The 25,480-nt window shown below is 73.0% G+C and carries 23 protein-coding genes and 1 tRNA gene; 13 read left to right on the forward strand and 11 right to left on the reverse strand.

Translation table 11 applies throughout. From position 1 onward, the window contains the following. Positions 1 to 15 precede the first annotated feature (15 nt). The 6 genes from EKG83_RS00725 to EKG83_RS00750 form a co-directional block, all read right to left on the reverse strand. Complete coding sequence (locus EKG83_RS00725) at positions 16 to 228, reverse strand: hypothetical protein (protein WP_153277818.1); 213 nt, start codon at positions 226 to 228, stop codon at positions 16 to 18. 74 nt (positions 229 to 302) lie between these two features. Beyond that, the gene (glfT1, locus tag EKG83_RS00730; protein ID WP_033435140.1) at positions 303 to 1,202 is read right to left on the reverse strand and encodes a galactofuranosyltransferase GlfT1; all 900 of its coding nucleotides are present in this window, start codon (positions 1,200 to 1,202) and stop codon (positions 303 to 305) included. A gap of 6 nt (positions 1,203 to 1,208) precedes the next feature. Beyond that, positions 1,209 to 2,024, reverse strand: coding sequence for a galactan export ABC transporter ATP-binding subunit Wzt/RfbE (gene wzt / locus EKG83_RS00735; protein ID WP_033435101.1), 816 nt, complete (start codon positions 2,022 to 2,024; stop codon positions 1,209 to 1,211). A gap of 19 nt (positions 2,025 to 2,043) precedes the next feature. Continuing rightward, positions 2,044 to 2,964 (reverse strand): galactan export ABC transporter permease subunit Wzm/RfbD, encoded by a 921-nt coding sequence (gene wzm / locus EKG83_RS00740; RefSeq protein WP_033435100.1) that lies wholly within the window; start codon positions 2,962 to 2,964, stop codon positions 2,044 to 2,046. A gap of 59 nt (positions 2,965 to 3,023) precedes the next feature. Further along, entirely contained in the window at positions 3,024 to 3,896 is an 873-nt protein-coding gene (locus EKG83_RS00745; protein ID WP_033435099.1) for a class I SAM-dependent methyltransferase, read from the reverse strand. 108 nt (positions 3,897 to 4,004) lie between these two features. Next, on the reverse strand, positions 4,005 to 4,535 hold the full coding sequence (locus tag EKG83_RS00750) for a bacterial proteasome activator family protein (protein WP_051766882.1): 531 nt from the start codon (positions 4,533 to 4,535) through the stop codon (positions 4,005 to 4,007). Positions 4,536 to 4,648: 113 nt separating this feature from the next. Here EKG83_RS00750 and EKG83_RS00755 point away from each other — a divergent pair, with 113 nt between their 5' ends. Continuing rightward, a complete protein-coding gene (locus EKG83_RS00755; RefSeq protein WP_033435097.1) occupies positions 4,649 to 5,848 on the forward strand; it encodes a cysteine desulfurase-like protein in 1,200 nt (399 codons plus the stop codon). A gap of 16 nt (positions 5,849 to 5,864) precedes the next feature. Continuing rightward, positions 5,865 to 6,506, forward strand: a complete 642-nt coding sequence (locus tag EKG83_RS00760) for a class I SAM-dependent methyltransferase (RefSeq protein ID WP_033435096.1) — start codon at positions 5,865 to 5,867, stop codon at positions 6,504 to 6,506. 102 nt (positions 6,507 to 6,608) lie between these two features. Here the strand turns inward: EKG83_RS00760 and EKG83_RS00765 are convergent, their stop codons facing one another. Then, positions 6,609 to 7,577, reverse strand: coding sequence for an NAD(P)H-quinone oxidoreductase (locus tag EKG83_RS00765; protein ID WP_033435139.1), 969 nt, complete (start codon positions 7,575 to 7,577; stop codon positions 6,609 to 6,611). A gap of 56 nt (positions 7,578 to 7,633) precedes the next feature. Between EKG83_RS00765 and EKG83_RS00770 the strand changes: the two genes are divergently transcribed. The 3 genes from EKG83_RS00770 (at position 7,634) to EKG83_RS00780 (ending at position 11,813) form a co-directional block, all read left to right on the forward strand. Then, entirely contained in the window at positions 7,634 to 8,281 is a 648-nt protein-coding gene (locus EKG83_RS00770) for a GNAT family N-acetyltransferase (protein WP_033435095.1), read from the forward strand. Positions 8,282 to 8,343: 62 nt separating this feature from the next. Next, on the forward strand, positions 8,344 to 9,870 hold the full coding sequence (locus EKG83_RS00775; RefSeq protein ID WP_051766881.1) for a M28 family metallopeptidase: 1,527 nt from the start codon (positions 8,344 to 8,346) through the stop codon (positions 9,868 to 9,870). Positions 9,871 to 10,025: 155 nt separating this feature from the next. Then, positions 10,026 to 11,813: an SdrD B-like domain-containing protein gene (locus EKG83_RS00780; RefSeq protein WP_157591557.1), complete on the forward strand. Its 1,788-nt coding sequence runs from the start codon at positions 10,026 to 10,028 to the stop codon at positions 11,811 to 11,813. 50 nt (positions 11,814 to 11,863) lie between these two features. Here EKG83_RS00780 and EKG83_RS00785 read toward each other — a convergent pair whose 3' ends face one another. From EKG83_RS00785 to EKG83_RS00795, 3 genes are all read right to left on the reverse strand, one after another. Continuing rightward, positions 11,864 to 12,337 carry a GNAT family N-acetyltransferase gene (locus tag EKG83_RS00785; protein WP_033435093.1) on the reverse strand — a complete coding sequence of 158 codons (474 nt, stop codon included), beginning with the start codon at positions 12,335 to 12,337 and terminating at the stop codon, positions 11,864 to 11,866. 136 nt (positions 12,338 to 12,473) lie between these two features. Continuing rightward, positions 12,474 to 12,558, reverse strand: a tRNA-Ser gene (locus EKG83_RS00790). Between the two features lie 18 nt (positions 12,559 to 12,576). Further along, positions 12,577 to 13,047 carry a MarR family winged helix-turn-helix transcriptional regulator gene (locus EKG83_RS00795; RefSeq protein WP_033435137.1) on the reverse strand — a complete coding sequence of 157 codons (471 nt, stop codon included), beginning with the start codon at positions 13,045 to 13,047 and terminating at the stop codon, positions 12,577 to 12,579. 134 nt (positions 13,048 to 13,181) lie between these two features. Between EKG83_RS00795 and EKG83_RS00800 the strand changes: the two genes are divergently transcribed. The 4 genes from EKG83_RS00800 (at position 13,182) to EKG83_RS00815 (ending at position 20,699) form a co-directional block, all read left to right on the forward strand. Next, on the forward strand, positions 13,182 to 14,897 hold the full coding sequence (locus EKG83_RS00800; protein WP_033435092.1) for a bifunctional metallophosphatase/5'-nucleotidase: 1,716 nt from the start codon (positions 13,182 to 13,184) through the stop codon (positions 14,895 to 14,897). 555 nt (positions 14,898 to 15,452) lie between these two features. Beyond that, positions 15,453 to 16,355, forward strand: coding sequence for a KPN_02809 family neutral zinc metallopeptidase (gene ypfJ / locus EKG83_RS00805; protein WP_033435091.1), 903 nt, complete (start codon positions 15,453 to 15,455; stop codon positions 16,353 to 16,355). Positions 16,356 to 16,544: 189 nt separating this feature from the next. Then, a complete protein-coding gene (locus EKG83_RS00810) occupies positions 16,545 to 19,841 on the forward strand; it encodes a hypothetical protein (RefSeq protein WP_153277820.1) in 3,297 nt (1,098 codons plus the stop codon). A 108-nt stretch (positions 19,842 to 19,949) separates the two neighbouring features. Further along, positions 19,950 to 20,699: a sulfite exporter TauE/SafE family protein gene (locus EKG83_RS00815; protein ID WP_033435089.1), complete on the forward strand. Its 750-nt coding sequence runs from the start codon at positions 19,950 to 19,952 to the stop codon at positions 20,697 to 20,699. On the opposite strand, the gene hisC is transcribed toward EKG83_RS00815, so the two are convergent. After that, positions 20,689 to 21,756 carry a histidinol-phosphate transaminase gene (gene hisC / locus EKG83_RS00820; protein WP_033435088.1) on the reverse strand — a complete coding sequence of 356 codons (1,068 nt, stop codon included), beginning with the start codon at positions 21,754 to 21,756 and terminating at the stop codon, positions 20,689 to 20,691. The two genes, EKG83_RS00815 and hisC, sit on opposite strands and share 11 nt — an antisense overlap. 120 nt (positions 21,757 to 21,876) lie before the next feature. Between hisC and EKG83_RS00825 the strand changes: the two genes are divergently transcribed. The 4 genes from EKG83_RS00825 (at position 21,877) to EKG83_RS00840 (ending at position 25,423) form a co-directional block, all read left to right on the forward strand. Continuing rightward, on the forward strand, positions 21,877 to 22,551 hold the full coding sequence (locus EKG83_RS00825; protein ID WP_033435087.1) for a dienelactone hydrolase family protein: 675 nt from the start codon (positions 21,877 to 21,879) through the stop codon (positions 22,549 to 22,551). Between the two features lie 132 nt (positions 22,552 to 22,683). Next, complete coding sequence (locus EKG83_RS00830; protein ID WP_153277821.1) at positions 22,684 to 23,370, forward strand: hypothetical protein; 687 nt, start codon at positions 22,684 to 22,686, stop codon at positions 23,368 to 23,370. Beyond that, a complete protein-coding gene (locus EKG83_RS00835; protein ID WP_051766880.1) occupies positions 23,370 to 24,662 on the forward strand; it encodes a PPE domain-containing protein in 1,293 nt (430 codons plus the stop codon). Before EKG83_RS00830 ends, EKG83_RS00835 begins: the two co-directional genes overlap by 1 nt. Further along, the gene (locus EKG83_RS00840) at positions 24,659 to 25,423 is read left to right on the forward strand and encodes an ESX secretion-associated protein EspG (RefSeq protein ID WP_033435085.1); all 765 of its coding nucleotides are present in this window, start codon (positions 24,659 to 24,661) and stop codon (positions 25,421 to 25,423) included. The genes EKG83_RS00835 and EKG83_RS00840 overlap by 4 nt, the downstream gene beginning before the upstream one ends. Positions 25,424 to 25,480: the final 57 nt, after the last annotated feature.

Consider the following 25,480-nt stretch of genomic DNA (forward strand, 5'->3'; position numbering starts at 1 on the left):
CGGTGGCCGCGCGCTTCACGCGAAGTGCGCGGCCACCACGTGGCTGAAGTTCACCACGAACTCCTTGCCGTCCTCGGTCGGTATCGCCTGGGTGTGCCCGTTGCGCACGACCTGGATCAGGCGTGGCGCGAGGTCGGCGGCGGTCTCCTCGGAGAGCCTGATCGAGATCGGGTTCGGGTTCGCGGCCAGGTGCAGCACCAGGGACCTCTTGCGCGTTTCGGCAACCATGGGCACAGCCCACCGCACGGTCGCTGACCTGGCAAGACGGGTTCGCCGTCAGCGATTCCGCGCGGAGCTGAACCTCACTTGCGGAAGAAGCGCTCCCGCTGCCCCAGCCGCACCAGCCGCAGCCACTCCAGGAACGCCCGCGGGTCCCGCCGCACCCCGATGAAGTACAGCCCGAACCGGAACGCCTCCAGCAGCCCCAGCTTGCGCATCCCCGGCTGCGACAGCAGGTACCCGCGGTTGCGGTAGGTGTAGTACCGCTTGACCTCGTTCTCCGGGTCCTGGGCGTGGAACCGGCCGCCGAGCATCGGCTTGAACTCGTCCGACCCGTCCGGGTGCAGGTAGGCGACCTTCAGCGAGGTGCCGAACGGCAGCCCGCTGCGCACCAGCCGCCGGTGGATCTCCACCTCGTCGCCGCGGAAGAACAGGCGGTAGTCCGGCACGCCGATCACGTCGACCGTGGACGCCTTGAACAGCGCGCCGTTGAACAGCGACGCGATGCCCGGCAGGAAGTCCGCGCCGAGGTCGGACGTGCGCCGCTTCCAGGTCAGGCCCCGCCGCAGCGGGAAGGCCAGCTTGTCCGGCCGCTCGATGTTGGCCACCACGGGCGAGACGGCCGCGAGGCCGCGCCGGGACGCCTCCTCCAGCAGCACCGCGAGCACCGTCTCGTCGGCCGGCCTGCCGTCGTCGTCGGCGAGCCACAGCCAGTCCGCGCCGAGCGCCAGCGCGTGCAGCATGCCCAGCGCGAACCCGCCCGCGCCGCCGAGGTTGCGGTGCGAGGCCAGGTAGGTGGTGGGGATGGGGCACTGCGCGACGAGGTCGTCGACCGGCTGGTCCGGTCCGTTGTCCACGACCACCAGGTGGTCGAGCGGCCGCGTCTGCGAGGCCAGCACCTTCAACGAGTCGGCCAGGAGCTCCCGCCGGTGGCGGGTCACCACGACGCCGACCACCGAGCCCTGGGGCAGTGCCCTCACCATGCCCACCTACTCGCCACCGTTCCCGCTCAGCACCCGCGGCTGACCGATCCGCTCCAGCGTCTCCGGGCTCAGGTGCTCGAACGGGTCACGGCCCTTGTAGGCGGTGACCACCTCGCGCAGCGAGCCGTGCATCTTCACGTGCCCCTCGTCCATCCAGATGGCCGTGTTGCAGAACTCGACCAGGAAGTCGTCGGAGTGGTTCGCGAACACCAGGATGCCCGACCGCTTCACCAGGTCGTTCAGCCGGTCCCTGGCCTTGGCCATGAACGCCGCGTCGACCGCGCCGATGCCCTCGTCGAGCAGCAGGATCTCCGGGTTGATCGAGGTCACCACGCCCAGCGCGAGCCGCACCCGCATGCCGGTCGAGTAGGTGCGCAGCGGCATCGACAGGTAGTCGCCCAGCTCGGTGAACTCGGCGATGTCGTCGACCCGCTTCTCCATCTCCTTGCGGCTCATGCCGAGGAACAGGCCGCGGATCATGATGTTGTCGTACCCGGAGATCTCCGGGTCCATGCCGACGCCGAGGTCGAACACCGGCGCGACCTTGCCCACGATCCGCGAGCTGCCGCGGGTCGGCTCGTAGATGCCCGCGAGCAGGCGCAGCAGCGTGGACTTGCCCGCGCCGTTGTGCCCGACCAGGCCGACCCGGTCACCGTGCCGCAGCGAGATGGTGATGTCGTGCAGGGCCTCGATGATCGGGACGCGGCCCTCCGAGCCGATCTTGCCGCCGACCTTGCCCAGGGCGAGCTTCTTCAGCGACCTCGACTTGGCGTCGAAGATCGGGAAGTCGACCGAGGCGTTCCAGACGTCGATGCTGACCATGATTGTTTCTCGGCCTCACTCAGACCCAGTAGGAGACGCGGGCACGGTAGTTGCGCATGGCGAACAACGCCAGTGTCCACCCGACGACGGTGAACGCGCCCACCACCACCCAGTGGTGCCAGTCCTGGGCGTGGCCCAGCAGCGGCGCGCGCACGATCTCGACGTAGTGGTAGAGCGGGTTCAGCTCGGCGATGAGCACCCGCCAGTCGTTCGTGCTCCCGCCACCCCCGGTGACCTTCTGGAGCACGCCCACGTGCCACACGATCGGCGTCATGAAGAAGACCAGGTTGATGAAGCTGTGGATCACCGGCGGGATGTCGCGGAACCGGGTGCTGATGATGCCGAACAGCAGCGCGATCCACACCGCGTTGGCCACCAGCAGCGCGAACGCCGGGACGACCAGCAGCACCGCCCAGGACAGGCCGGGGTGCTCCAGGTCCCAGCCCGCCATCTTGTACGGCTTGGCCAGCTCCGGGAAGAAGATCACCAGGACGACGACGTAGACCGCCAGGTTGTGCAGGAAGAACAGCACCTGGCGCCACACCATGCGCAGCACGTGCACGGTGACCGGCGACGGCAGGTGCTTGATCAGCCCCTCGTTGGCGATGAAGACCTCGGTGCCCTCGGTGACCACGCCGAGGATGAAGTTCCAGATGACGAACCCGGCCGTGACGTACGGCAGGAACGTCGCGATCTCCTGACCGAACAGCTGCGAGTACAGCAGGCCGAGCGCGAGCGCCGTGGTGCCCATCGAGATGGTGATCCACAGCGGACCGATCACCGAACGGCGGTAGCGCTGCTTGATGTCCTGCCAGCCCAGGTGCGCCCAGAGCTCCCGCTGGTGCCACGCGTCGCGAAGGTCGGCGAACGCCCGCCCGAAGGTGCGGGAGTCGGGGGCCTGGGGTGCCGCTGGTCGGTCGACCGTACTCGTGGGTTGCACGAGTGTTGAGACTACCGGCGACGTGGTGGTGCGGCTGTCGCCGGGCTATCACGGTGAGGTCACCCCTCTCGCACGGGGTGGGGGGCCCCGGTCACCTTCACGATCACCTGTTCGTGGTCATAGGTGTACCCCACGTAGTCAAAAGCGATCCCCGTGCGGGCGACGTACTCCGTCCAGGCTTTGTGCTCGTGGTCCTGCCAACCGGGGAAGTTGAAGTACTCGTCGAACACCACGACGCTGCCGGGCACCAGCCGCGGCCCGACCAGCTCCAGGACGGTCCTGGTCGAGGAGTACAGGTCGCAGTCGACGTGCAGGAACGCCACCGGGCCGGGGTGGGAGCCGAGGAACCCGGGCAGGGTGTCGTCGAACCAGCCGACCACCAGCTCCGCGCCGTCGACCTCGGGCAGGCCGTCCACGTCGAAGGTGCCCGCCGGGAAGCCGTTGCGCCAGTCCTCGGGCAGGCCCTGGAACGAGTCGAAGCCGTAGACGTCCCGGCCGCCGCGCGCGGTGGCGATCAGCTTCAGCGTGCTGCCGGTGTAGACGCCGAACTCCAGCGCCATGCCGTCGGCCTCGACCAGGCCCAGGGCGTGCTCCAGCGTCGCGTGCGGGTGCCCGAAGTGCGGCGCCGTGGGCATGTGGGCGCGCACGAAGCGGGCGCTCTGCAGCGCCGCCTCCTGCTCACCCGCGAACACCAGGTCGCGCCGGGCCCGGATCTCGGACTGGATGGTCGTGTCGACCGCCCGGTCGACCTGGTGCCGCAGGTCGTCGTTCTGCTTGCGCAGCTCGGCGACCTCGCCGCGCAGCCGCTCGATGCGGTCGGCCTGGTCGTCGTGGTACCGGCGGACGACCTCGTCGACCGCGCGGACCAGCTTCCCGCGGACCCGTCTGCGGACCTCACCGAGAAGCGGGTTGTGGCGAACTCGATCCAGCACCGGACGGCTCCTCTCGCGGGTGGGCGCCCGTGCGGCGGGAGGGGGGCCGCCGTGGCCCGGGCGCACGGCCGGAACGCCGTGGAGGAGAACGTTACAAGCAGGCGAAGATCACAAGTACTGGCCCGTGCCCCGCAGGTGCGTGCCCTCCTGCCCGCCGGCCCCGGGCCCGGCCGGCAGCGCCCGGCCCCGCATCTGCTCCAGCTGCACGCGGGCCGCCATCTGCTGGGCGAACAGCGCCGTCTGGATGCCGTGGAACAGGCCCTCCAGCCACCCCACCAGCTGGGCCTGGGCGATCCGCAGCTCCGCGTCCGACGGGGTCCCCTCCTCGGTGAACGGCAGGGAGAGCCGCTCCAGCTCGTCGCGCAGCTCCGGCGCCAGCCCGTCCTCCAGCTCCTCGATCGACCGCTTGTGGATCTCCTTGAGCCGGTTGCGGCTGGCCTCGTCCAGGGGTGCGGCCCGGACCTCCTCCAGCAGCTGCTTGATCATCGTGCCGATCCGCATGACCTTGGCCGGCTGCTCGACCAGGTCGGTCACGTCCTGGCCGCCCTCGCCGTCACCGGCCGGCACCCGCGCGGCGCCCACGGGCGTGCCGTCCGGGCCGACCACGACCACGTGCCGCTCGTTCTCCTGCTCGCTCATGGTCCCCATCCTGGCTCGATCGGGCCCCGCGCGGCGAACCGGGTCACGGATCGGGTGGCAAACCCGCAGCCCCTGCTGTCGGCGCGGCGGACCTCCTCCGTACGGTGTGCGGCATGGCGTTCGACGTCGCACGAGTTCGCGGCCTGTTCCCCGCGCTCGGCGACGGCTGGGTTCATCTGGACGCTCCTGCGGGGATGCAAGTACCCGAACAGGTGGCCACGGCCGTCTCCACCGCGCTGCGCGCACCCGTCTCCGGCCCGGGTGGCATCTTCCCCGCCTCGCAACGCGCCGAGGCCATCGTCGACGCGGCCCGGCGGGCCGTGGCGGACCTGGTGGGCGCCGACCCCGCCGGGGTCGTGCTCGGCCCCAGCTCCGCGGTGCTGCTGCAACGGCTGTCCGACGCGCTGTCGGACGGCTGGTTCCTCGGCGACGAGGTCGTGGTGTCCCGCCTGGACCACCCGGCCAACATCGCGCCGTGGCAGCGGGCCGCCCAGCGCACCGGCAGCGTGGTCCGGTGGGCCGAGGTCGACATCGAGACCTGCGAGCTGCCCGCGTGGCAGTACGACGAGCTGATCACGCCCAGGTGCAAGCTGGTCGCGGTCACCGCCGCGTCCGGCTCCGTGGGCACCCGCCCGGACCTGCGCAAGATCGCCGAGGCCGCCCGCCGCACCGACGCCCTGGTCGTCGTGGACGCCTCCGCGGCCGCGCCGTTCGTGCCGCTGGACATCACGTCGATGGACGCCGACGTGGTGGCGGTGTCGGCGAACAACTGGGGCGGCCCCCCGGTCGGCGCGCTGGTGTTCCGCGACCCGTCCATGCTCGACCTGCTGCCGTCGGTGGCCGTCGAGCCCGGCGCCCGCGGCCCCGAGCGGCTGGAGCTCGGCCCCCACGCCTACCCGCTGCTGGCCGGCCTGGTCGCCTCGGTGGAGTACCTGGCCGGCCTGGACGACGCCGCGATCGGCCCCCGCCGGGAGCGCTTGCTCACATCCCTGGGGTCGGTGAAGGCGTACCAGGCGGGTTTGCTGGCTAATCTCATCAACGAACTGCGATCACTCCGTCACGTCATGGTGATCGGTGACGCGATGCGGCGGGTCCCCGCCCTGGCGTTCACGGTGGCCGGCGTGAAGGCGTCCGACGGCGTCGAGCACCTGTCCGAGCGGGGCGTGTGCGCGTTCGCCGACTCGGGCCAGCACGGCGTGTTCTCGGTGCTGGGGGTGGGCGAGGTCGGCGGTGCGATCCGCGTCGGGCTCGCGCACTACACGAACGCGGTCGAAGTGGACGAGCTCGTGCGGGCGGTCGCCGAGCTGGGGTGAGAGGCGGCGCCGGGGTATGGACGACCTGCTGTCCCGGGAGCTCGCGGACCTGGCCGCGCTGCACCGCCTGGCCCCGCTGATGTCGGAGTACCTGCCGACCACCGCGCACGAGCTGCGGCCCGCCGCGCTGGCCGCCGTGGTCGACGAGGTGCTGCTCGGCTCGCGCACGGTGGTCGTCGAGTGCGGCTGCGGCGCGTCCTCGGTGATCCTGGCGCGCCTGCTGGCCCGCCGCGGCTTCGGCCACCTGCTGTCCATCGAGCACGACGAGCGCACCGCCGCGTTCGTGGCCAGCCAGCTGCGCCGGGAGGGGCTCGGCCACGTGGCCAGGGTCGTCCACGCCCCGCTGGCACCCCACCCGGCGGCCCTGGGCAGCGCGCAGTGGTACCACCCCGGGCTCGTGCACGACGAGGTGTCCGCGTTCGTCGAGCGCTACGGCCTGCTGGACCTGCTGCTGGTGGACGGCCCGCTGCTGGGCGACGCCCGCTACCCGGCGCTGCCCGTGTTCCGCGGCGTGCTGGCGCCGGGGGCGGCGGTGCTGGTGGACGACGCCGAGCGGCCCGGTGAGCAGACCGTGCTGGTGCGGTGGGCGGAGGAGTTCGCCCTGCGGTTCCGCACGACGCCGAGAACGTTCCTGGCCACGGCGACGGCTCTCGACTGAGGCGGGTCGGGGCGCGGGCTTCGCAGGGGTCGCCCACCAGGGGACCCCTGTCTTGAGCTTAGCGCGGGGGACCGACGAGTTCGGCCGACCCCGCGCCCGGCCTCAGACCTCCAGCACCACCTTGCCGAACACGTCACCGCCCTCCAGCGCCCGGTGCGCCTCCCCGGCCTCCCGCACCGGCAGCACCCGGTCCACCACCGGCCGCACCCGCCCGTCCGCCACCATCGGCCACAGCCGCTCCCGCACCTCCGCGACCACGGCCCCCTTCCCGCTCGGCCCGTCCACCGGCCGGAACCGCAACCCGGTCGCGCTGACCGACGCCCGCTTCGCCAGCAGCTTGCCGATGTTCAGCTCGCCCTTCACCCCGCCCTGCATCCCGATGATCACCAGCCGCCCGTCGGGCGCGAGCACGTCCACGTTCCGGTCCAGGTAGGCCGCGCCCATGTTGTCCAGCACCACGTCCGCCCGCCCGACCTCGGCGACGAAGTCCTGGGACCGGTAGTCCACCAGCACGTCCGCCCCCAGCTCGGCGCACCGCGCCAGCCGCTCCGCCGACCCCGCCGTCACCGCGACCCGCGCGCCCAGCGCCTTGGCCACCTGGATGGCGTGCGTGCCGATGCCACCGGCCCCGCCGTGCACCAGGAACGTCTCCCCGGCCGACAGCCGGGCCAGCATCACCACGTTCGACCACACCGTGCACGCGACCTCCGGCAGCGACGCCGCCGCGACCAGGTCCACGCCGCCGGGCACGGGCAGCAGCTGCGGTGCCGGGACGACGACCAGCTCCGCGTACCCGCCACCGGCGAGCAGCGCGCACACCTCGTCGCCGACCTCCCACCCGGTGACCCCGGGCCCGAGCGCGGCGACCGTGCCCGAGCACTCCAGCCCCGGCACGTCCGTGGTGCCCTTCGGCGGTGGGTAGTGCCCCTGCCGCTGGAGCAGGTCGGCCCGGTTGACGGCGGTCGCCGCCACCCGCACCAGCACCTCGCCGGGCCCCGGCTCCGGGTCCGGCACCTCCGCCCACTCCAGCACGTCCGGTCCGCCGGGTTCCCGAATGGTGATCGCGCGCATGCACCCGACGTTAATCCGCTCGCCGGGGCGCCGCGCGGTCACCACCATCGACGGGTGTGAAGCACTGGCCCTTCCACGACCTGGTCCTGCGCACGCCCCGCCTCGAACTGCGCCCCGACGACGACGAGTCCCTGGGCGAGCTGGCCGACCTGGCGGTGCGCGGCATCCACCACCCGGACTGGACGCCGTTCGGCGTCGAGTGGACCGACGCGCCACCGCGCGAGGTGGCGCGCAACGTGCTCCAGTACCACTGGCGCGAGCGCGCGTCCCTGTCGCCGACCCGCTGGACGCTGAACTTCGTGGTCCGGCTGGCCGGCCGGGTGATCGGCGTGCAGGGCCTGGGCGCCGACGACTTCCCGGTGCTGCGCGAGGTGACCAGCGGCTCGTGGCTCGGGCTCGCCCACCAGGGCAGGGGATTCGGCACGGAGATGCGGACGGCCGTGCTGGCGTTCGCCTTCGACCACCTCGGCGCGCTGGCCGCGCGGTCGAGCGCGTTCGACGACAACCTGCCGTCGCTGGCCGTGAGCCGGAAGCTCGGCTACCGCCCGGACGGGACGTTCCCGCACGTCAGACGGGGTGAGCGGGCCGTGCAGACGCGGTTGCTGGTGACGCCGGGGACGTTCCGGCGGCCCGACTGGGAGCTGCGGGTGAGTGGCGTCACAGCCTGCTTGCCCCTGCTCACAGGTCGAGAACCCGCCGAGTGACGGATTGATTTAACCCCCGCCGCTTGTGAGGGTTCGGCATCCGAGGAATTAGGGGTACTCGAATGTCAGCTAGAACCGGGATCCGACGCGCGGCGATCCTCGCGGCGTCCGCTTCCCTCGCACTGGTCGCCGCGCAGCCGGTGGGCGCCGCGCCGAGCGCGCCCGACGGACCGCAGTTGGCGAAGAAGCTCACCAAGGACGTCACCCTGGAAGGGGTCAACCGCCACCTGATCGCCTTCCAGCGCATCGCCGACCGCAACGGCGGGACGCGCGCGGCGGGCACGCCGGGCTACGACGCGAGCGTGGACTACGTGGCCGGCAAGCTGCGCGCCGCCGGGTTCGACGTCACCACGCCGACGTTCAACTACCCGGTGCAGATCACCGACGCGGCCGCGGCGACCGTCGGCGGCACCACCTACGAGGCCATCGCGATGGAGTTCTCGCCGCAGACCCCGGTCGGTGGCGTCACCGGGCCGCTGCGCGCGGTGGCCGAGGACGGCACGCCGGGCTGCGAGGCGTCCGACTTCGCCGGCCAGGACTTCACCGGCGCGGTCGCCCTGATCCGCCGCGGCGCGTGCACGTTCGACCAGAAGCACCGCAACGCCGCCGCCGCGGGCGCGATCGCCGTGATCGTCTACAACAACACCCCCGGCGCGAAGCTGGAGGGCGTGACCCTGGGCCAGCCGGGCGTCGTGCCGACCGGCGGCGTGACCGCCGAGGACGGCGCCGCGCTGGCCGCCCGCGCCGGCCAGTCGGTGACGGTCGACCTGCGCTACCACACCGAGGAGCGCCCCTCGCGCAACGTCATCGCGCAGACCCGCACGGGCCGCAAGGACAACGTCGTGATGGCGGGCTCCCACCTCGACAGCGTCGAGGCCGGCGCGGGCATCAACGACAACGGCAGCGGCTCGGCCGGCCTGCTGGAGACCGCGCTGCAGCTCGGCGGCTCGCCGAAGGTCAACAACGCGGTGCGGTTCGCCTGGTGGGGCGCCGAGGAGCTGGGCCTGGTCGGCTCGGAGAAGTACGTGCAGGGCCTGACGTTCGAGCAGCAGCTCGACATCGCGCTGTACCTGAACTTCGACATGATCGGCTCGCCGAACGCGGCGTACTTCGTCTACGACGGCGACGACTCCGACGCGGTCGGCGCGGGCGCGGGCCCGTACGGCTCGGCGCAGATCGAGCAGGCGTTCGTCGACTACCTCCAGGGCGCCAGGGGCGTGCCGACCGAGGGCACCGACTTCACCGGTCGCTCGGACTACGGCGAGTTCATCCTCAACGGCATCCCGGCCGGCGGCCTGTTCACCGGTGCCGAGGGCGTCAAGACCGAGGCGCAGGCGGCCAAGTGGGGCGGCACGGCGGGGCAGGCGTACGACCCGAACTACCACGGGGCGGGCGACAACCTGGGCAACATCGACCGCAAGGCGCTGGACGTCAACTCCGACGCGCTGGCCTGGGTGACCGCGTCGTACGCGATCAGCACCGAGTCGGTCAACGGCGTCCCGCCGCGCGCGAAGCGGGCCGACGCCCGGTCCGCGGCGAAGCGCTCGGTGCGCGTGGCCGAGCACCACTCGCACGCCGAGGCGCAGTGACGATCCGCTGAACGGCGGGGGTGCGGCCGGGACCGGTCGCACCCCCGCCGCTGCGTCGGTCGGACAAGATCGCATCGTTTCAGGTGAATTCCCCCGGAGCCGGTGTCGCGGTCAGTTAGCGTGCGATCACCATTCGCTTCAGGGGGGACCTGACGATGACTCTCTTGGCGCGCCGTGCCGCGCGCAGATCCTTGGCCTTGGCGGCGGCCTTCGCGCTCACCGCGACCTTCTCCGCCACGGCGCACGCCCGGGAGCCGGACGCCCCGGTCACCGGGATCGCGGAGCCCGCGCCGACGAGCGCGGCCGACGCCCCGCCCGTGGCAGCGCAGCCGGAAGCGCAGCCCGCCGAGCCGTCACCTGCCGAGCCGCCCGCCGATATCCCGCCCGCCGAGGCGCAACCGGTCGAGACCCGCCCCGCCGGGTCCCGGCAGGCCGGCCCACCGGACGTCCCGGTGGTGGTCCCGGCCGCGGAGTTGGCCATCACCGCCACCGTCGGCACCGGCCCGTTCCTGGTGGGGCAGACCATCCCGGTGCGGGTGACCGTCGCCAACACCGGTGGCGCGGACTCCCCGGCCGTGACGGTGGGCCAGTCCAGCGCCGGGACCGGCTCCTCCTTCCACGTGCCGACCGCCGAGTGGGGCGACCTGGCCGCCGGCCCGGGCCCGGGCATGGTCGTGCCCGCCGGGTACGAGCTGGTCGTCACCGTCCACGGCCAGGTCCGGCAGTGGCGCGGCGCCGCCCCGCTGGTCCGGTTCGACCTCCGGGCGGGCGGCCGCACGCTCGACGTCTTCGAGCTGCCGATCCCGCTGGTCGACCCGACCTCCACCACGGACGACGCGGCCGGCCTGGTCTACGGCGACCGCAACGGCAACGGCGCGCCGGACGCGGGCGAGGGGCTCGCCGGCGTCGACGTGCGGCTGGGCGGCGTGGACCCGGCCCCGACCGCGAAGACCGACGCCGAGGGCCGGTTCCGGTTCGCGGACCTGCCCGCCCGGGTCTACCTGCTCTCGGTCGCCAACGCACCGGACGGCTGGGTCGTGCGGCCCCGGGACCGGGAGGTCGAGGTCGACGGCCGGGGCTCGGCGGCGGACCTGGTGCTGCGCGGCGACCGACCGCTGACCGACCACCTGACCGCGACCATGCGGTTCACCGGGGACCTCTACCAGGTGGGCGACCGGGCCGAGGTCCGGGTGACGCTGACCAACACCGGCACCGCGGACCTGACCGGCCTCAAGGCGTACTGCGACCGCAGCGGCGGCGAGGGCCCCGAGCTGCGCGACGTCGACCTGGGCGAGCTGGCCCCGGACGCGGCGGGCGTCACGGTGCCCGCGGGCCAGACCCGCACGTTCGCCTTCAGCGGCGGCGTCTCGGACGAGACCGCCCAGTACGGCGCGGTGACGTACGCCTGCGACTTCGGCCCGGAGGACGAGCCCGAGGACCACCCGGGGGCCAGGGCCGTGGCCAGGGTCCCCGCCCCGCCGGCGGACGTGCGCATCGCCCTGCATCACGACCGCGACGGCGACCAGGCGTTCGACGCCGGCGAGGAACTGCCCGACGTGGTGGTCGGCCTGAAGGACGCCATCAGCGGCGTGCTGGTGGCCAAGGCCCGCAGCGACGCCGAGGGGCGCGTGCTCTTCGAGGACGTGCCCGCCGGCCCGTACGAGGTGCGCGTCTACGGCCCGTGGCGGTTCCGCGACGGGGGAGTGGTCCTGTTCGCCGGCAGCTGCGGGAACTGCCAGGCCGAGCGCTGGATCGCCCTCGTGCCGGGCCCGGACGTGCCGGAGGAGGAGCTGCCGGCACCGGCCCCCTCGGGCGGGGGCAGCCACACCACCACGCCCCTGGCGCGGACCGGCGCGAGCGTGCGCGAGCTGACCGGCCTGGGCGTGCTGGCCCTGGTCGCCGGGTGCGGCGCGCTGGTGGCGGGCCGCAGGCGAACCGCCTGACCGGGCGGCCCCTCCACGCGAGGGGCCGCCCGTTTTTCGTTCGGGGGCGGCTAACCGAGGCGCAGGACGGTTTCCTCGATCTCGGCGTTGCGCGCGTTCGCGTACGAGACCTCCGTGCCGACGATCGCGAAGCCCGCCTTGTGCAGGACCCTGAGCGACCCGGCGTTGTCACTGGCCGCGCGGGCGTACAGGGGCCGGACCGGGACCAGGTCGAGGAGGAGGCCGAGGGCCGCGCTCGCGACGCCCCGCCCCCAGGCGGAGCGGTCGACCCAGTAGGTGACCTCGGTGTCGCCCTCGACGACGAAACTGGAGATGGTGCCGACCAGGCGCCCTTGGTGGGTCACCGCGCGCAGGGTGATGTCGGGCGAGGCCCGCAACTTCGCCATGTGGCGGTCGAACGCCCCGCGGTCGTCGGGGTCCGCGGCGGTGAAGGCGGCCATCCGGACCGACTCGGGATCGCGCATCTGGTCGAACAGCGCGTCGAGGTCGGCGTCGTCGATCGGCCGCAGGGCCACGTCGGCCACCGGTGTTCCCCCCACCTGAGCCCGTCCCCGGGCCCGCGCGGCGAACGTACCAGCGGCCTACGACAATTCCGGCCCGCGTCTCGCGCGAAGGGGGCGCGGCCGGCGCCCACAGACCAGCCGTGCCCCCTCCGACCTGCGGAAGCGGAGGGATTTGAACCCCCGGACGGTTGCCCGTCTCCCGCTTTCAAGGCGGGTGCATTCGGCCGCTCTGCCACGCTTCCCGGTGTGCCCGCAGCAGGCTACCCGTCCACCCCGCGCAGGTGCGCGATGACCCGGTCGAACACCTTCGCCAACACCTCCTGCTCCTCCCGCGACAACAGGTCGATCATGTGCTCCCGCACCCCCTCGACGTGCGTCGGCGCGGAACCCTCCAGCACCGCCATCCCCTTGTCGGTCAGCTCGGCGAACACCCCGCGCCCGTCCTCCGGGCACTCGCGCCGCCGCAGCAGCCCCTCGCGCTCCATCCGCGCCACCTGGTGCGACACCCTGCTCTTCGACGACGCCACGTCGTCCGCCAGCTGCGACATCCGCATCCGCCGCCCGCGGCGCTCGGACAGGCGCACCAGCACCTCGTAGTCGGCCAACGACACCCCGTGCCGCTCCTGCAGCTCGCGGTGCAACCGGTCCCCCAACATCGACGCCCCGACCACGTAGTTGCGCCAGGCGCGCATCTCCCCGTCATCGAGCCAGCGCGGCTCCCGCTCAGTCACCTCCACAGGCTATGCCCGCACATCTCCGTTAACGGACGATCCACGCACATGTCTGGTGCGCTTCAGCTCGGCGGGGCAAACTCCTCCGCCGTAGTGCGCCCTCCTACCGGGGCGCAGCCAGGGAGGACCCCCAGATGACCACGCTCAGACGGACTGCGGCGCTCGCGGTCACCGCCGCCGCGGCCTTCGCGGTCACCGTCGCGCAAAGCCCGGCACAGGCCGACAACAAGCCGTCACGGACGGTGGACGTCCGGTTGATCGGCATCAACGACCTGCACGGCAACATCGAGCCGCCCACGGGTTCCTCCGGCCGGGTGACGCTGTCCGACGGCACGCAGGTGGAGGCCGGTGGCGCCGCGTACAACGCCACCCACATCAAGCAGCTCCGGGCGCAGGTGCGCAACTCGATCGTAGTGGGCCAGGGCGACCTGATCGGCGCCTCGCCGATCGTGTCCGCCCTCTTCCACGACGAGCCGACGATCGAGGTGCTCAACCAGGTCGGCCTGGACACCACGGCGGCCGGCAACCACGAGTTCGACGAGGGCTACCGGGAGCTGCTGCGCGTGCAGCGCGGCGGCTGCCACCCGACCGACGGCTGCCAGTTCCGCGAGGGCTACGACGGCGCCGACTTCCCGATCCTCGGCGCGAACGTCACCCTCGCCAAGAACGACCGGCCCGCGCTGCCGCCGTTCTGGGTGGAGTTCCGCGACGGCGTGCCGATCGGCTTCATCGGCATGCCGCTGAAGGACGTGCCGATCCTGGTCGACCCGAACGGCATCAAGGAGCTGGAGTTCGGCGACGAGGTCGCCGCGGCCAACCGGTACGCGGACCTGCTGAACCGGCTGGGCGTCAAGTCGATCGTGCTGCTGATCCACCAGGGCGACAACACCAGCGGCGGCGGCCCGGACGACTGCCGCACCGTCGCGGGCGGCCCCGGCCGCAGGATCGCCGAGCAGGTCAGCCCGAAGATCGACGCGGTCTTCTCCGGCCACAGCCACCAGCACTACAACTGCACGGTCACCGACCCGGCCGGCAACCCGCGCCCGTTCATCGAGGGCCTGGCGTTCGGCCGCGAGCTGTCCGTGGTCGACCTGAAGATCGACAAGCGCACCCGCGAGGTCGTGCGGAGCGCCACGGTCGCCCGCAACCACGTGGTCACCAAGACCGTCACCCCGGACCCGGCCGTCCAGTCGGTCATCGACCTGGCCAAGGCCAAGTCCGGCCCGATCGCCAACCGCGCCGTCGGCACCATCTCGCAGGACATCCCGCGGGCGCAGAACGCGGCCGGCGAGTCGCCCCTGGGCAACCTGATCGCCGACGGCCAGCTCGACGCCACCCGGGGCAACGGCGCGGTCATCGCGTTCATGAACCCCGGCGGCGTGCGCGCCGACCTGACCTACGCCTCCTCGCCCGCGGGCGAGGGCGACGGCGTGGTGACCTACGGCGAGGCGTTCACCGTGCAGCCGTTCGGCAACATCCTCCAGACGGTCACGCTCACCGGCACCCAGATCAAGCAGGCGCTGGAGCAGCAGTGGCAGGTCGTCAACAACCAGCCGCGGCAGATCGTCCTGCAGCCGTCCCGGGGCTTCACCTACACCTGGTCGGCGTCCGCGCCGATCGGCTCGAAGGTGTCGGCCATGGCCCTGGACGGCACCCCGATCGACCCGAACGCGAACTACCGGGTCACGATCAACAGCTTCCTGCAGGGCGGCGGTGACGGCTTCGGCGCCTTCACCGGCGGCGGGGAGATCACCGGCGGCGGCATCGACCTCGACGCGTTCGGGGCGTACCTGACCGCGAACCCGAACACCGCGCCGCCGGCGCTCGGGCGCATCACCACCACGCCGTGAGGACGGGGGGCCGGTACGCGCGCGCACCGGCCCCCCCACCTGCCGCAACGGGCGGAAATCCACCTGCCGCGACAGGCGGTAATCGCATTTCACCAGTTCAGGGCGTTGCCGGGGGCTTGCGACGGGCGGCGATCACGAGCATCCTCGAAGCAGGACCTGCTGACGGCGGAAAGCCCGAGCCAACCGCCGGGGCACGCCCGGAAGGGGTAGGTGGTGCGGTGCGGACAAGAACCAAGGGTGATGGACCGCGTTCGACCGCGACCTCGCGGGTGGCACGGCCAGGACCGTCCCGATCGCGACCGTGAGCGGTGAGCACGGGGTTTCGGGCGCGTGGCACCACTACTGGTGAGCTCGACGCGCTTGACGCTGTTGACCCGGTTGCCTCAGGGTGTCGTCTCGGGAGTCGGCACCGACCGAGGTCCACGCCGACCCCGTGGTGAACGGTTTCGTCACCTCCACAACTGGAAAACCCGGGTGCGGTGCCCCGACGTCGGGCTCCGCACCCGGGGCTTTGTCGTGCGGGCGCCCTTGAGCCCCCCTTGCCTGGAGGACGCGGTGCAGTTCAACGAGGACGCCGAGCTCGACACGTCACAGGTCAGCGACCAGCGGGGCGTCGGGGGCCGGGTCGCCCTCGGCGGTGGTGGGCTGGGCATCGTCGGCCTGATCATCTACTTCGTGCTCTCCCAGCTCGGCGGCGGCGCCCAGCTGCCCGGCGGGTCGGGCTTCGGCGACGTCGGCCGGGACCAGCAGGTCGACTCCCAGGCCATCGCGGAGAAGTGCAAGACCGGCGCGGACGCCAACCGGGAGACCGACTGCCGGGCGGTCGCGTTCATCAACTCGATCCAGGGCTTCTGGAGCGACCAGTTCGCCCGCTCGGGCCGCACCTACGAGCAGGCCAAGACCAACTTCTTCTCCGGCGGCGTGCAGACCCGCTGCGGCAACGCCACCTCGGCGGTCGGCCCCTTCTACTGCCCCGCCGACGGGCAGGTCTACATCGACCTGACCTTCTACCAGGAGCTGCAGCAGAAGTTCGGCGCGACCGGCGGCCCGTTCGTGGAGGCGTACATCCTGGCCCACGAGTACGGCCACCACGTCCAGAACCTGCTCGGCACCTCCGACCGGGTCGGCCAGGAGTCGGGCCCCACCTCCGGCTCGGTGCGGCTGGAGCTGCAGGCCGACTGCTACGCGGGCGCCTGGGCCAACCACGCGCAGACCGTGCCCACCGGCTCGGGCAAGCCGCTGATCACCGGCGTGACGCGGGACGACGTGAACGCGGCGCTCGACGCGGCGGCGCGCATCGGCGACGACTACATCCAGAGCGAGCTGGGCGGCGGCCGGGTCGACACGACCCAGTTCACCCACGGCTCGTCGGCGCAGCGCCAGAAGTGGTACTCCACCGGCTACGAGTCCGGCGACCCGGCGCGCTGCAACACCTTCGACACCAACAACCTCGGCTGAACCGCGGGACATCACGTCCGGGTGCCGGATCTCCTTTGTGGACGTGATGCCCGCGTTAACCCCTACCGGTCGGGCCCCGTGGCGGGGTAGCTTCCCGAAGTTCGTTCACATCAGCCCTGCGCGGCGACGACTTCGGGGGACGTCGGCTTCCCGCCGCGGGCACTGACCTGATCCAGTGGGGGGACGTACTTGTCCAGCAGTGCTGTCGCGCGCCCGAACGGCGCGAGACGAATCCTGCGCGCGGCCACGGCGGGCCTGTTGGCCGCGGCCGTCGCGATGAGCGGCCCGGTCGCGCACGCCCAGGAGACCGGGGCCCCGGTGGTCGAGACCACCGGGACCACCGCGCCGACCGAGACCACCACCCCGGCGCCGTCGGACGAGCCGACGCCGTCGGGAACCCCTTCGGGGACCGAGACCCCGACCGAAACGCCGACGGGCACGCCGCCGGAGACGCAGGCCCCGGCGGAGGCCCCGGCGGAAACCCCGACCGAGACCGGCACGCCCGAGCAGGCCCCGACCGAGGAGGCCGGGAAGCCCGCCGAGGAGCCGCTGGGCACGCGGGCGCTCCCGCCGACCCACCGCCCGGACCTGGCCGTCACCGCGGCCTTCGACCGCGCCGAGTACACGCTGGACTCGGTCGTCGGCCTGACGGTCACCGTGCGCAACAAGGGCAACGCCGCCGCGCACGACGTCCGCTTCGAGCTCAACAACTTCACCTCGTACGGGCTCAGCGGCGCGGAGCTGACCCGCGTACCCGGCCCCAGCCTCGAAGTGGGCGAGAGCCGGACCTACCACCTGACCGGCCGGCTGGAGTACGCCGGCAGTGACCTGCTCTCCACGTCCGTGAGCGTCGACGTCGGCCCGCAGCGCTCCCCGAGCCTCGACCCGACCCCCGTCGACAATTACGCCTACGCCACGGCACGCCTGCCGAAGCCGGGCACCGTGACCGGCGTCCTCTACCGCGACGCCAACGGCAACGGCCGGTTCGACAACGGCGAGGCGCTGACGAACCGGTCGGTGACCGCCCGCCGCGGCAACGAGTCCGCGGGAGTGGGTGCCTACGCCGACTCGACCGGGCGGTTCACCTTCAGCTACATCTCCCCCGGCACCTACCGGGTCTACGCCGACACCTACCCGAACCAGTGGGTCGTGGCGCCCGCCGCCGCGAGCTTCACCGTGGGCGCGGGCGAGTCCGTCACCCACGACCTGCCGGTGGTCGACCCGGTGTACCCGGTGCTGGAGCCCCTGATCGAGTTCGATCGCGACTCCTACGTCAGCACCGACGCGGTCGGGGTGAAGGTCACCGTCAAGAACACCGGGGCGGCACCGCTGACCAACGTGGTCGGCGTGTGCGACACGAGCGCCGGTCGGATCGTCCCCACCGGCCCCGACTGGGCGCCGCTGGACCCCGACGGCCCGGGCACCACGCTGGTCGCCGGTGAGACCAGGGTGTTCACCCTGACCGAGGCCGTCCCGGCGAGCGCGGTCGAGGCCGGCACCGTCTCCATCTCGTGCAGCTTCGGCAACGCGGGCCGCAGCATCGCCGGCTACCCGGGTTCGTCGGACAGCGCGAAGGTGAACGACCTGTACGGCGCCGTCGAGGGCACCGTGCTGCTCGACTCCGGCAACGGCGCGCCCGCGCCGCTGGTCAACACCGGTGTCGCCGTGATCGACCCGCGCGCCGGGCTGGCCGCGGAGACGGCCGTGACGCGCGACGGCGGCCGGTTCTCCTTCGGGCGGCTCCGGGTGGGCACCTACCGCGTCCTCGTGCTCGGCGCCTACCGGGACCGCGCGACCGGCAACGGCTGGTTCACCGTCGACGTCACCGCAGGCGGTGACGCGCGCGTGGAGTTCGTCGTCGAGCCCGGCCCGCTGGTCACCACCCCGCAGGCGGTCCAGAAGGTGGACGTGGAGGTGGCCTTCGACAAGACCTCCTACGACGTCTCCGACCCGGTGCGGGTGAAGGTCAAGGTCACCAACTCGGGCAACGGCTGGGGCACCCGGGTGTACTTCCAGCCCGACTGGAGCAGCTACCTCGGCGTCCTGAGCTACGACATGGTCCAGTGGGGTCGCCTCTACCCGTACGGGAGCGGCCAACCCGCGCTGGACCTGTGGCCGGGCGAGTCCTACGAGGTCGAGCTGGTCGGCAAGGTGCCGAGCATGCTGCCCCTGGACAACAAGGTCCGGCTCAAGGGCGTCATCTACGGCAACTACAGCCTGAACGGCCACCCGGTCGACCTGGCCGCGGACGTGACCGTCCGGCGTGGCGACATCGCGGTCGTGACCTTCGCCGACGCCAACGGCAACGGCGTGCTCGACGCCGGCGAGGAACTGCCCGGCGCCGACGTCCGCTTCTACGGCGGCGTGCCGAACACCTCGACCAGCACCAGGACCGACGCGACCGGCCGCGGCCGCGGCGAGGACCTGCCGGCCGGCGTCTACGAGGTCTCCGCGTCCCACGACGACTGGGTGCAGGCGTTCGACCACTACGGCAAGCTCCGGGTCGAGGCCGACGCCGAGGCGACCCTGGAAATCCCGATGATTCGGTCGTTCAAGGACTCGCTGGTGGTCGAGGCGGCGTTCGACAAGGCGTCGTACCTGCCGACCGACCGGCCGGGCCTGAACCTGAAGCTGACCAACAACACCGGCCGGGACATCGCCGTCCACGCGTACTGCAACGGCTACGGCTGGGCCCACGGGATCTTCCCGGGCCCCGGCTGGGGCGCGCTGGACGGCGACGGCCTGCCGCTGGCGGCCGGCGCCACCTGGACCGGCACCGTCACCTCGGACATGCCCGAACCGGCGGCCGACTACGGCCAGGTCTCCGCGGACTGCGAGTTCGGCCCGCTGGACGTCACCGCCGGCCGCGTCTGGAGCGGCAGCCCGTTCGTCCGGGCCCGGGCGAAGGTGCTCGGCCTCAAGTGGGACACCACCGGCCGCGTCGAGCTGGCCAACCGGTACCCGCAGGTGGCCGTGCCCAACGTGACGCTGGTGCTGCTCGACCCGGCCACCGGCAAGCCGGTGGCCCGCACCACCACGGGCGCGGACGGCTCGTTCCTCTTCCCGGACCTGCCGGTCGGCGCGTACACGCCGGTCGTCGTGGGCCCGTGGAAGCTGGTGGTCAACCGCTCGGGCCCGCCGTTCGAGGCGGTCCACGGGGCGCGGTACCCGGTCCTGGTCTTCGTCGAGCCGGGGCCGGAGGTCGCGGACCCGGGCCCGGTCGAGCCGACCGAGCCGACCGAGCCGTCGGACCCGGCCGACCCGGGCCAGGGCACCACGGCCCCGGCCACCCCGGCTCCCACCACCACGACGGCGCAGCCGGCCGCCGTGCTGGGCGCGCCGGGCCCCGGCCCGACCCCCGGCCCGACCGGCGGCGCCGAGGTGCTGGCCTCGACGGGCGCGAGCGTGCTGGGCATCGGCCTGCTCGGCCTGCTGGTGCTGGCGGCGGGTGTGGCCACGCGCGTGCGCGGCCGACGCCCGGCCTGATCGACCCCCTCGGGCGGGGCGCGGTGTAGGAAGGACCACACCGCGCTCCGCCCGACGCGGTGTTAACGTCCGCTGATCGGACTAACCGCGACGACGGGGGGATCGGCCGTGACGACGCTGGAGGCGGTCCTCGTCGTCCTCGCGGGGGTGTTCGCGGGCGGCATCAACACGGTGGTCGGCTCCGGCACCCTGGTGACGTTCCCGGTGCTGCTCGCGGTGGGCTACCCGCCCGTGGTGGCCAACGTCTCCAACTGCCTCGGCCTGGTGCCCGGCTCGCTCAGCGGCGCGTACGGCTACCGGCGCGAGCTGGTCGGCCAGGGCCGCCGGATCAAGCGGCTGCTGCCCGCCTCGCTGCTCGGCGGCGTGCTCGGCGCGGTCCTGCTGGTGCTGCTGCCCGAGGACGCGTTCTCCGCGATCGTGCCGGTGCTGATCGCGGTCGCGCTGGTGCTGGTGGTCTTCCAGCCGTGGCTCAACCGCAAGCTCGCCGAGCGCGAGCGCCACGAGCACGGCGGCCTCGCGCTGTGGCTGGGCGTCTTCTTCGCCGGCGTCTACGGCGGGTACTTCGGCGCGGCCCAGGGCGTGCTGGTGATGGGCCTGATGGGCGTGCTGATGGACGAGCACATCCAGCGGATGAACGCCCTGAAGAACCTGTTGACCGGCCTGGTGAACCTCATCGCCGGCGTGCTGTTCATCTTCATCGCGGACGTGGCGTGGCCCGCCGTGCTGCTGCTGGCGCTGGGCTCGGTGGTGGGCGGCCAGATCGGCGCGAAGGTCGGCCGCCGACTCCCACCGACCGCGCTGCGCGCGGTGATCGTGCTGGTGGGAGTCGTGGCCATCGTCCAACTGCTCACCCGGTGAACGAGCGGGCCGCCGCCAGGAACGCGTCGTTCTCGGCCGGTTCGCCGATGGTGACCCGGGCGCCGTCGCCGTCGAACGCCCGCACGACCACCTTGTGCGCCAGGCAGTGCTCGTTGAACGCCCCGGTCCGCCCGGCCAGCGGCAGCCACACGAAGTTCGCCTGCGACTCGGGCACCTCGAACCCGGCGGCCAGCAGCTCCGACCGCACCCGCGCCCGCTCGGCCACCACGCCGCGGCAGCGCTCCAGCAGCTCGTCCTCGGCGTCCAGCGACGCCAGCGCCGCGACCTGCGCCAGCGCGTTCACGCTGAACGGCACGGAGACCTTGCGCAGCGTCTCGGCCACCTGCGGCGAGGCCGCCGCGTAGCCGACGCGCAGCCCGGCCAGCCCGTACGCCTTGGAGAACGTGCGCAGCACGGCCACGTTGTCCCGGCCCGCCGCCCACTGGGCCTTGGCGAACTCCACGCCGTCGGGCACCTCGGGGTCGTCGACGAACTCCCGGTACGCCTCGTCGACGACGACCAGCACGTCCGACGGCACCCGGTCGACGAACCGCCGCACCTCGTCGGCCTTGAGCGCGGTGCCGGTGGGGTTGTTGGGGTTGCACAGGAACACCAGCCGCGTCCGGTCGGTGATCGCGTCGGCCATCGCGTCGACGTCCAGGCCGTGGCCCGCGGTCAGCGGCACCCGGTGCTGCGCGGCCCCGACCACGGCGGTGACGATCGGGTACGCCTCGAACGAGCGCCACGCGAACACCACCTCGTCCGCGTCGGTGCAGGTGGCCTGCACCAGCTGCTGGCACAGGGTCACCGAGCCGCAGCCGACGGCCAGCTGGTCGACGGGCACGTCGAGCTTGTCGCCCAGGCGCGCCACGAGGTCGGTGACGCCGTTGTCGGGGTAGCGGTTCACGGCGGTGGCCGCGTCCGCGATCGCCCGGACCACGCTGGGCAGCGGTCCGGCCGACACCTCGTTGCTGGCCAGCTTGATCGCGCCGGGAACGGTCCTGCCGGGCACGTAGCTGGGCAAGGCGACGAGGTCGGCGCGGGTTCGCACGGTCATCCAGGGACTCCCTTCGGGGTTCTGAGCCGGACGTTAGCCGCTGGTTCCGCCAAACGGGCACACCTGTGGTCTGGTTGCTCACGTTGACTGGCGTTCACCCCCACGTGGAAGGGTTGACCCATGACACCTACCCGCACCGAGACGATCTCCCTCACCGACGGCCGCGAGCTGACGCTGACCGTCGCCGAGCCGGAGAACGCCGTCCGCGGCGGCCTGGTCGTGCTGCACGAGGCGCGCGGGGTGACCGACACCGTGCACGGCCTGGTGGGCGGGCTGGCGGCCGAGGGGTGGCTGGCGGTGGCGCCGCACCTCTACGACGAGGTGTCCGGCGAGGACGCGCCCGCCGTGGTGAGCGGGTTGTCGGGCGAGGCGCTGCTGGCCGACACCGACGTGGCGTTCGTCTGGTTGGAGCAGCGCGGCGTGGGTCGGGACCGCGTCGGCGTGGTCGGGTTCGACCTCGGCGGGACGGTCGCGATGGTGGTTGCGGGAAGCCGAACCATCGGGGCCGCGGTCACCGTCGGTGGCGGCGGGATCGTCGAGCCGCTGGCCGCGGGGCTGCCGGCGCTGGTGGAGGTCGCCGAGGAGCTGACCTGCCCGTGGCTGGGTCTCTACGGGGACGACGACACGATCCCGGTCGGCGATGTGGAGAAGCTGCGCGACGCGGCGGCCGCGGCGCCGGTGGCGACCGACGTGGTCCGGTTCACCGACTCCAGCAACCGCTTCGACACCAACGCGGCGGTCAGCGCGGAGGCTTGGCAGCGGGCCCTGAACTGGTTCGACTCGCACCTGCGCTAAGCCTCTTGTCGGCGGCTTGGAACCGGACGGGCCACCCGGTACATCTAAGGGGAGCGTCCGGAACGCCTGGTTCGGTCGTGGCCGGCTAACGCCCGGAGCGGCTGCGGCGAATCGCAGTGCAGGGGGTAAGTGATGAGCGACGGGTACACGGTTCCTCTGGCCATGGGAGCACCCGCGGTGCAGGTCCCGCCCGGCTTCACGCCGTCCGCGGCGGTGCCGCCGGCCGTGGTGCCGCCGGTCGCGGCGCAGCCGACCGTGGTGCAGCCGACCGTGGTGCAGCCGGCCGTGGTGCCGCCGCCCGCGGTGGCCCAGCCGGCCGTGGCGCCACCCACCGCCGCGGTGCCCGACCCGGGGGGCACGACCGTGACCCTGCCCGCGCCGGTGACGACCGGGGGATCGGCCCCGGTGCCCGCGGAGAGCTTCGCCGAGGCCGCGCAGACGGACCTGGACAAGGCCAACGTCGCGCTGGACGCGGTGGACAAGCAGGCCGTGCAGCTGGACCTGGACCGGCAGGGCGTCGAGGACCTGGTCAAGCTGATCGCGAAGGCGCGCGGCCTGGTGGACAGCGTGTACGCCAAGGCCGTCAGCAACCTCGACGTCGAGCTGAAGTTCGGCAACAACTGGGTGAGCGAGGCGATCAGCCGGCGGCTGCGCGAGGTCGCGGTGGGCGACGAGGCGTCGGCGGTCAACGTGATCGGTGACTTCATGCAGGTGCTGTTCGAGGTCGAGGAGACCGTCCGCAAGGCGGCGCGCAACCTCGAAGAGGCCGACGACGACGCGGCGGACGCCTTCGGGTCCGCCGGGGAGGTCCAGGGCTGATGGGCAACGACAACCACCCCTACCACGGCGGTCAGGACCGGCCCGTCGACCTCGGCCAGCAGGTCGACTGGATGACCTACTCCCACCAGCGGCTGTGGGAGATGATCAACACCGGGGTCGACCTCAAGGCCGCGAGCAACGCCCAGGCCGACTGGATCACGGTGAGCCAGGCCCTGGCCGACGTGCGCGAGCTGCTCGCCAACGCGATCGACCGCTCGTCGCGGGCGTGGGAGGGCGAGACGGCCGACCGGGCGCGCGAGGCGCTGGAGTCGGTCGAGAAGTGGGCGCTCAACACCAGCGAGCACGCCGAGAACGTGGCCAAGTGCATCGGCACCGAGATCGACCACGTGCAGACCGCGCGCGAGCTGATGCCGCCGCCCGCGCCCGCGCCGCCGGTGGTCACCCCGGTCGGCGGGACCGCGGTCGCGCCGGTGCCCGCGCCGGCGCCGGTCGCCACCGCGCCCCGGTCGACGTTCCCGGGCGAGCGGGTCGTGGGCGACCGCCTGGTCGGCGAGCGGGTGGCGGCCGAGTCCGGGTACGACGTGCTGACCCCGGAGCCCACCGCTTCCTCGCGCCGGACCAGCCCGTTCACCGGCATCGACGCCATCGCCGCGCCCGCGGTCGAGTCGGTGGTGGCCGCCGACGCGACGCACCGCCAGGCCGCCGAAGTCATGGCGATGTTCCAGCAGAACTCCTACGCGGTCGACCGCACCGTGCCCTCGTTCAGCCCGCCGACCAACCCGGTCGCGCCGCCACCGCCGCCCGTCGTGGCGCCGCCGGTCGGGACCACCCCGCCGCCGTCGACCGGCGGCGGTGACGGCGGCCCGGTCGTGCTGAACAACGGCGGCGCCACCGGCACCCAGGGCCGGCAGCAGGAGGCGGCCAAGCCGGGCGGTCGCGTCGCCGGCGGCACGGCGCAGTCCGGCCGCGGCGGCTTCGCCGGGCGCGGCACGGGCGGCTTCGGCGGTCGCGGGGGCGTGCCCGCGCCCGTCACCGCGGGCGGCGCCGGTGGTGGCGGCGCCCTGCCGACCGCCCCCGGCCCGATCAGCGGCGCGGTGACCGAGCGCGGCGGGTCCGGGGCCAACCCGGGCAGCGTGACCAGCTCGTTCCAGGCGCCGAAGGCGGTGACGCCGCAGGCGGGCATGATCGGCGCCGCGCCGATCGCCGCACCGCCGCCCGTCGCCGGTGGCGGCGGCAACGAGCGCGACCACAACCGCCCCAACTACCTGGAGGACGACGAGAACGTCTTCGGTGTCGACCGCAAGGCAGCACCACCGGTGATCGGGCTGTGACCGAGCGCTTCTTCAAGCTCAGCGAAGCGGAGTTCTTCCTGCTCTGGGAGGCCGTCCACCGCGGCGCCCACCCGGTGCCGCTCGGCACCAGGCACTTCGGGCACACCCGGGCGGAGCGGGACCGGCTCGTCGAGACCGCGTCCCGCGACCTCGCCGCCCGCGGCCTGGGCACGGTGCACCGGCCCGACGAGGAGCTGTACGGGCTGCTGCGCGGCCTGGCCGAGTTCGAGGTGGGCCTGGAGGTCTTCTTCACCCTCAACGGCGTCCAGGCGCGCGGCCTGGCCACCGCCGCGTGGCACGGCGCGTTCGCGGGCCGGCTCGGCAACCAGGTGCAGGTCACCGGTTTCCGGCCGACCGCGCTCGCCGCCACCGCGGTCAACACCCTGCCGCCCGCGCCGCCCGGCGGCGGCCGGTCGGTCAACGTGCGGTGGGACGACTACCTCGCCGCGGGCCGGGCCGGCGAGGTCGACGGCTCCGAGGGCTTCCTGGACGTCCTGCGCGGCGTCGGCCTGCGCGAGCCGGAGGCCAACACCCTGATGCGCGCGGTGACCACGCGCAGCGGCGGCGGCCAGGTCGGCGTGATCGCCCGCAACCGGGCCGGCTACCTCCACCCGACCGGCGCGGTGGTGTCCTGGCTGGACACCGCCGAGGGCCGCTACCTGGTGCGCCGCGACGGCGGGTGGCTCGTGGTGGCGCCCACCGACCCGCCCCGGCTGATCTCCGCGGTCGAGCAACTGGTGGTCGGCGCCGGCCGGAACTGACCCGGTGTGTGGGTGCCACCTGTGGTTCCGGGCCGTCGGATCGGCTAGGAACTGCAG

The organism is Saccharothrix syringae, assembly GCF_009498035.1.
In the GTDB taxonomy this organism is placed as follows: domain Bacteria; phylum Actinomycetota; class Actinomycetes; order Mycobacteriales; family Pseudonocardiaceae; genus Actinosynnema; species Actinosynnema syringae.

What these genes read in the sequence shown, in the direction of transcription:
- EKG83_RS00830 (WP_153277821.1), top strand. Translation starts at nt 22,684, where the DNA reads ATGAGCGACGGGTACACGGTTCCTCTGGCCATGGGAGCACCCGCGGTG.
- EKG83_RS00750 (WP_051766882.1), bottom strand. Translation starts at nt 4,535, where the DNA reads ATGAGCGAGCAGGAGAACGAGCGGCACGTGGTCGTGGTCGGCCCGGAC.
- EKG83_RS00760 (WP_033435096.1), top strand. Translation starts at nt 5,865, where the DNA reads ATGGACGACCTGCTGTCCCGGGAGCTCGCGGACCTGGCCGCGCTGCAC.
- EKG83_RS00765 (WP_033435139.1), bottom strand. Translation starts at nt 7,577, where the DNA reads ATGCGCGCGATCACCATTCGGGAACCCGGCGGACCGGACGTGCTGGAG.
- EKG83_RS00755 (WP_033435097.1), top strand. Translation starts at nt 4,649, where the DNA reads ATGGCGTTCGACGTCGCACGAGTTCGCGGCCTGTTCCCCGCGCTCGGC.
- EKG83_RS00725 (WP_153277818.1), bottom strand. Translation starts at nt 228, where the DNA reads ATGGTTGCCGAAACGCGCAAGAGGTCCCTGGTGCTGCACCTGGCCGCG.
- EKG83_RS00800 (WP_033435092.1), top strand. Translation starts at nt 13,182, where the DNA reads ATGACCACGCTCAGACGGACTGCGGCGCTCGCGGTCACCGCCGCCGCG.
- EKG83_RS00780 (WP_157591557.1), top strand. Translation starts at nt 10,026, where the DNA reads ATGACTCTCTTGGCGCGCCGTGCCGCGCGCAGATCCTTGGCCTTGGCG.
- wzt (WP_033435101.1), bottom strand. Translation starts at nt 2,024, where the DNA reads ATGGTCAGCATCGACGTCTGGAACGCCTCGGTCGACTTCCCGATCTTC.
- EKG83_RS00835 (WP_051766880.1), top strand. Translation starts at nt 23,370, where the DNA reads ATGGGCAACGACAACCACCCCTACCACGGCGGTCAGGACCGGCCCGTC.
- hisC (WP_033435088.1), bottom strand. Translation starts at nt 21,756, where the DNA reads ATGACCGTGCGAACCCGCGCCGACCTCGTCGCCTTGCCCAGCTACGTG.
- EKG83_RS00825 (WP_033435087.1), top strand. Translation starts at nt 21,877, where the DNA reads ATGACACCTACCCGCACCGAGACGATCTCCCTCACCGACGGCCGCGAG.
- glfT1 (WP_033435140.1), bottom strand. Translation starts at nt 1,202, where the DNA reads ATGGTGAGGGCACTGCCCCAGGGCTCGGTGGTCGGCGTCGTGGTGACC.
- EKG83_RS00775 (WP_051766881.1), top strand. Translation starts at nt 8,344, where the DNA reads ATGTCAGCTAGAACCGGGATCCGACGCGCGGCGATCCTCGCGGCGTCC.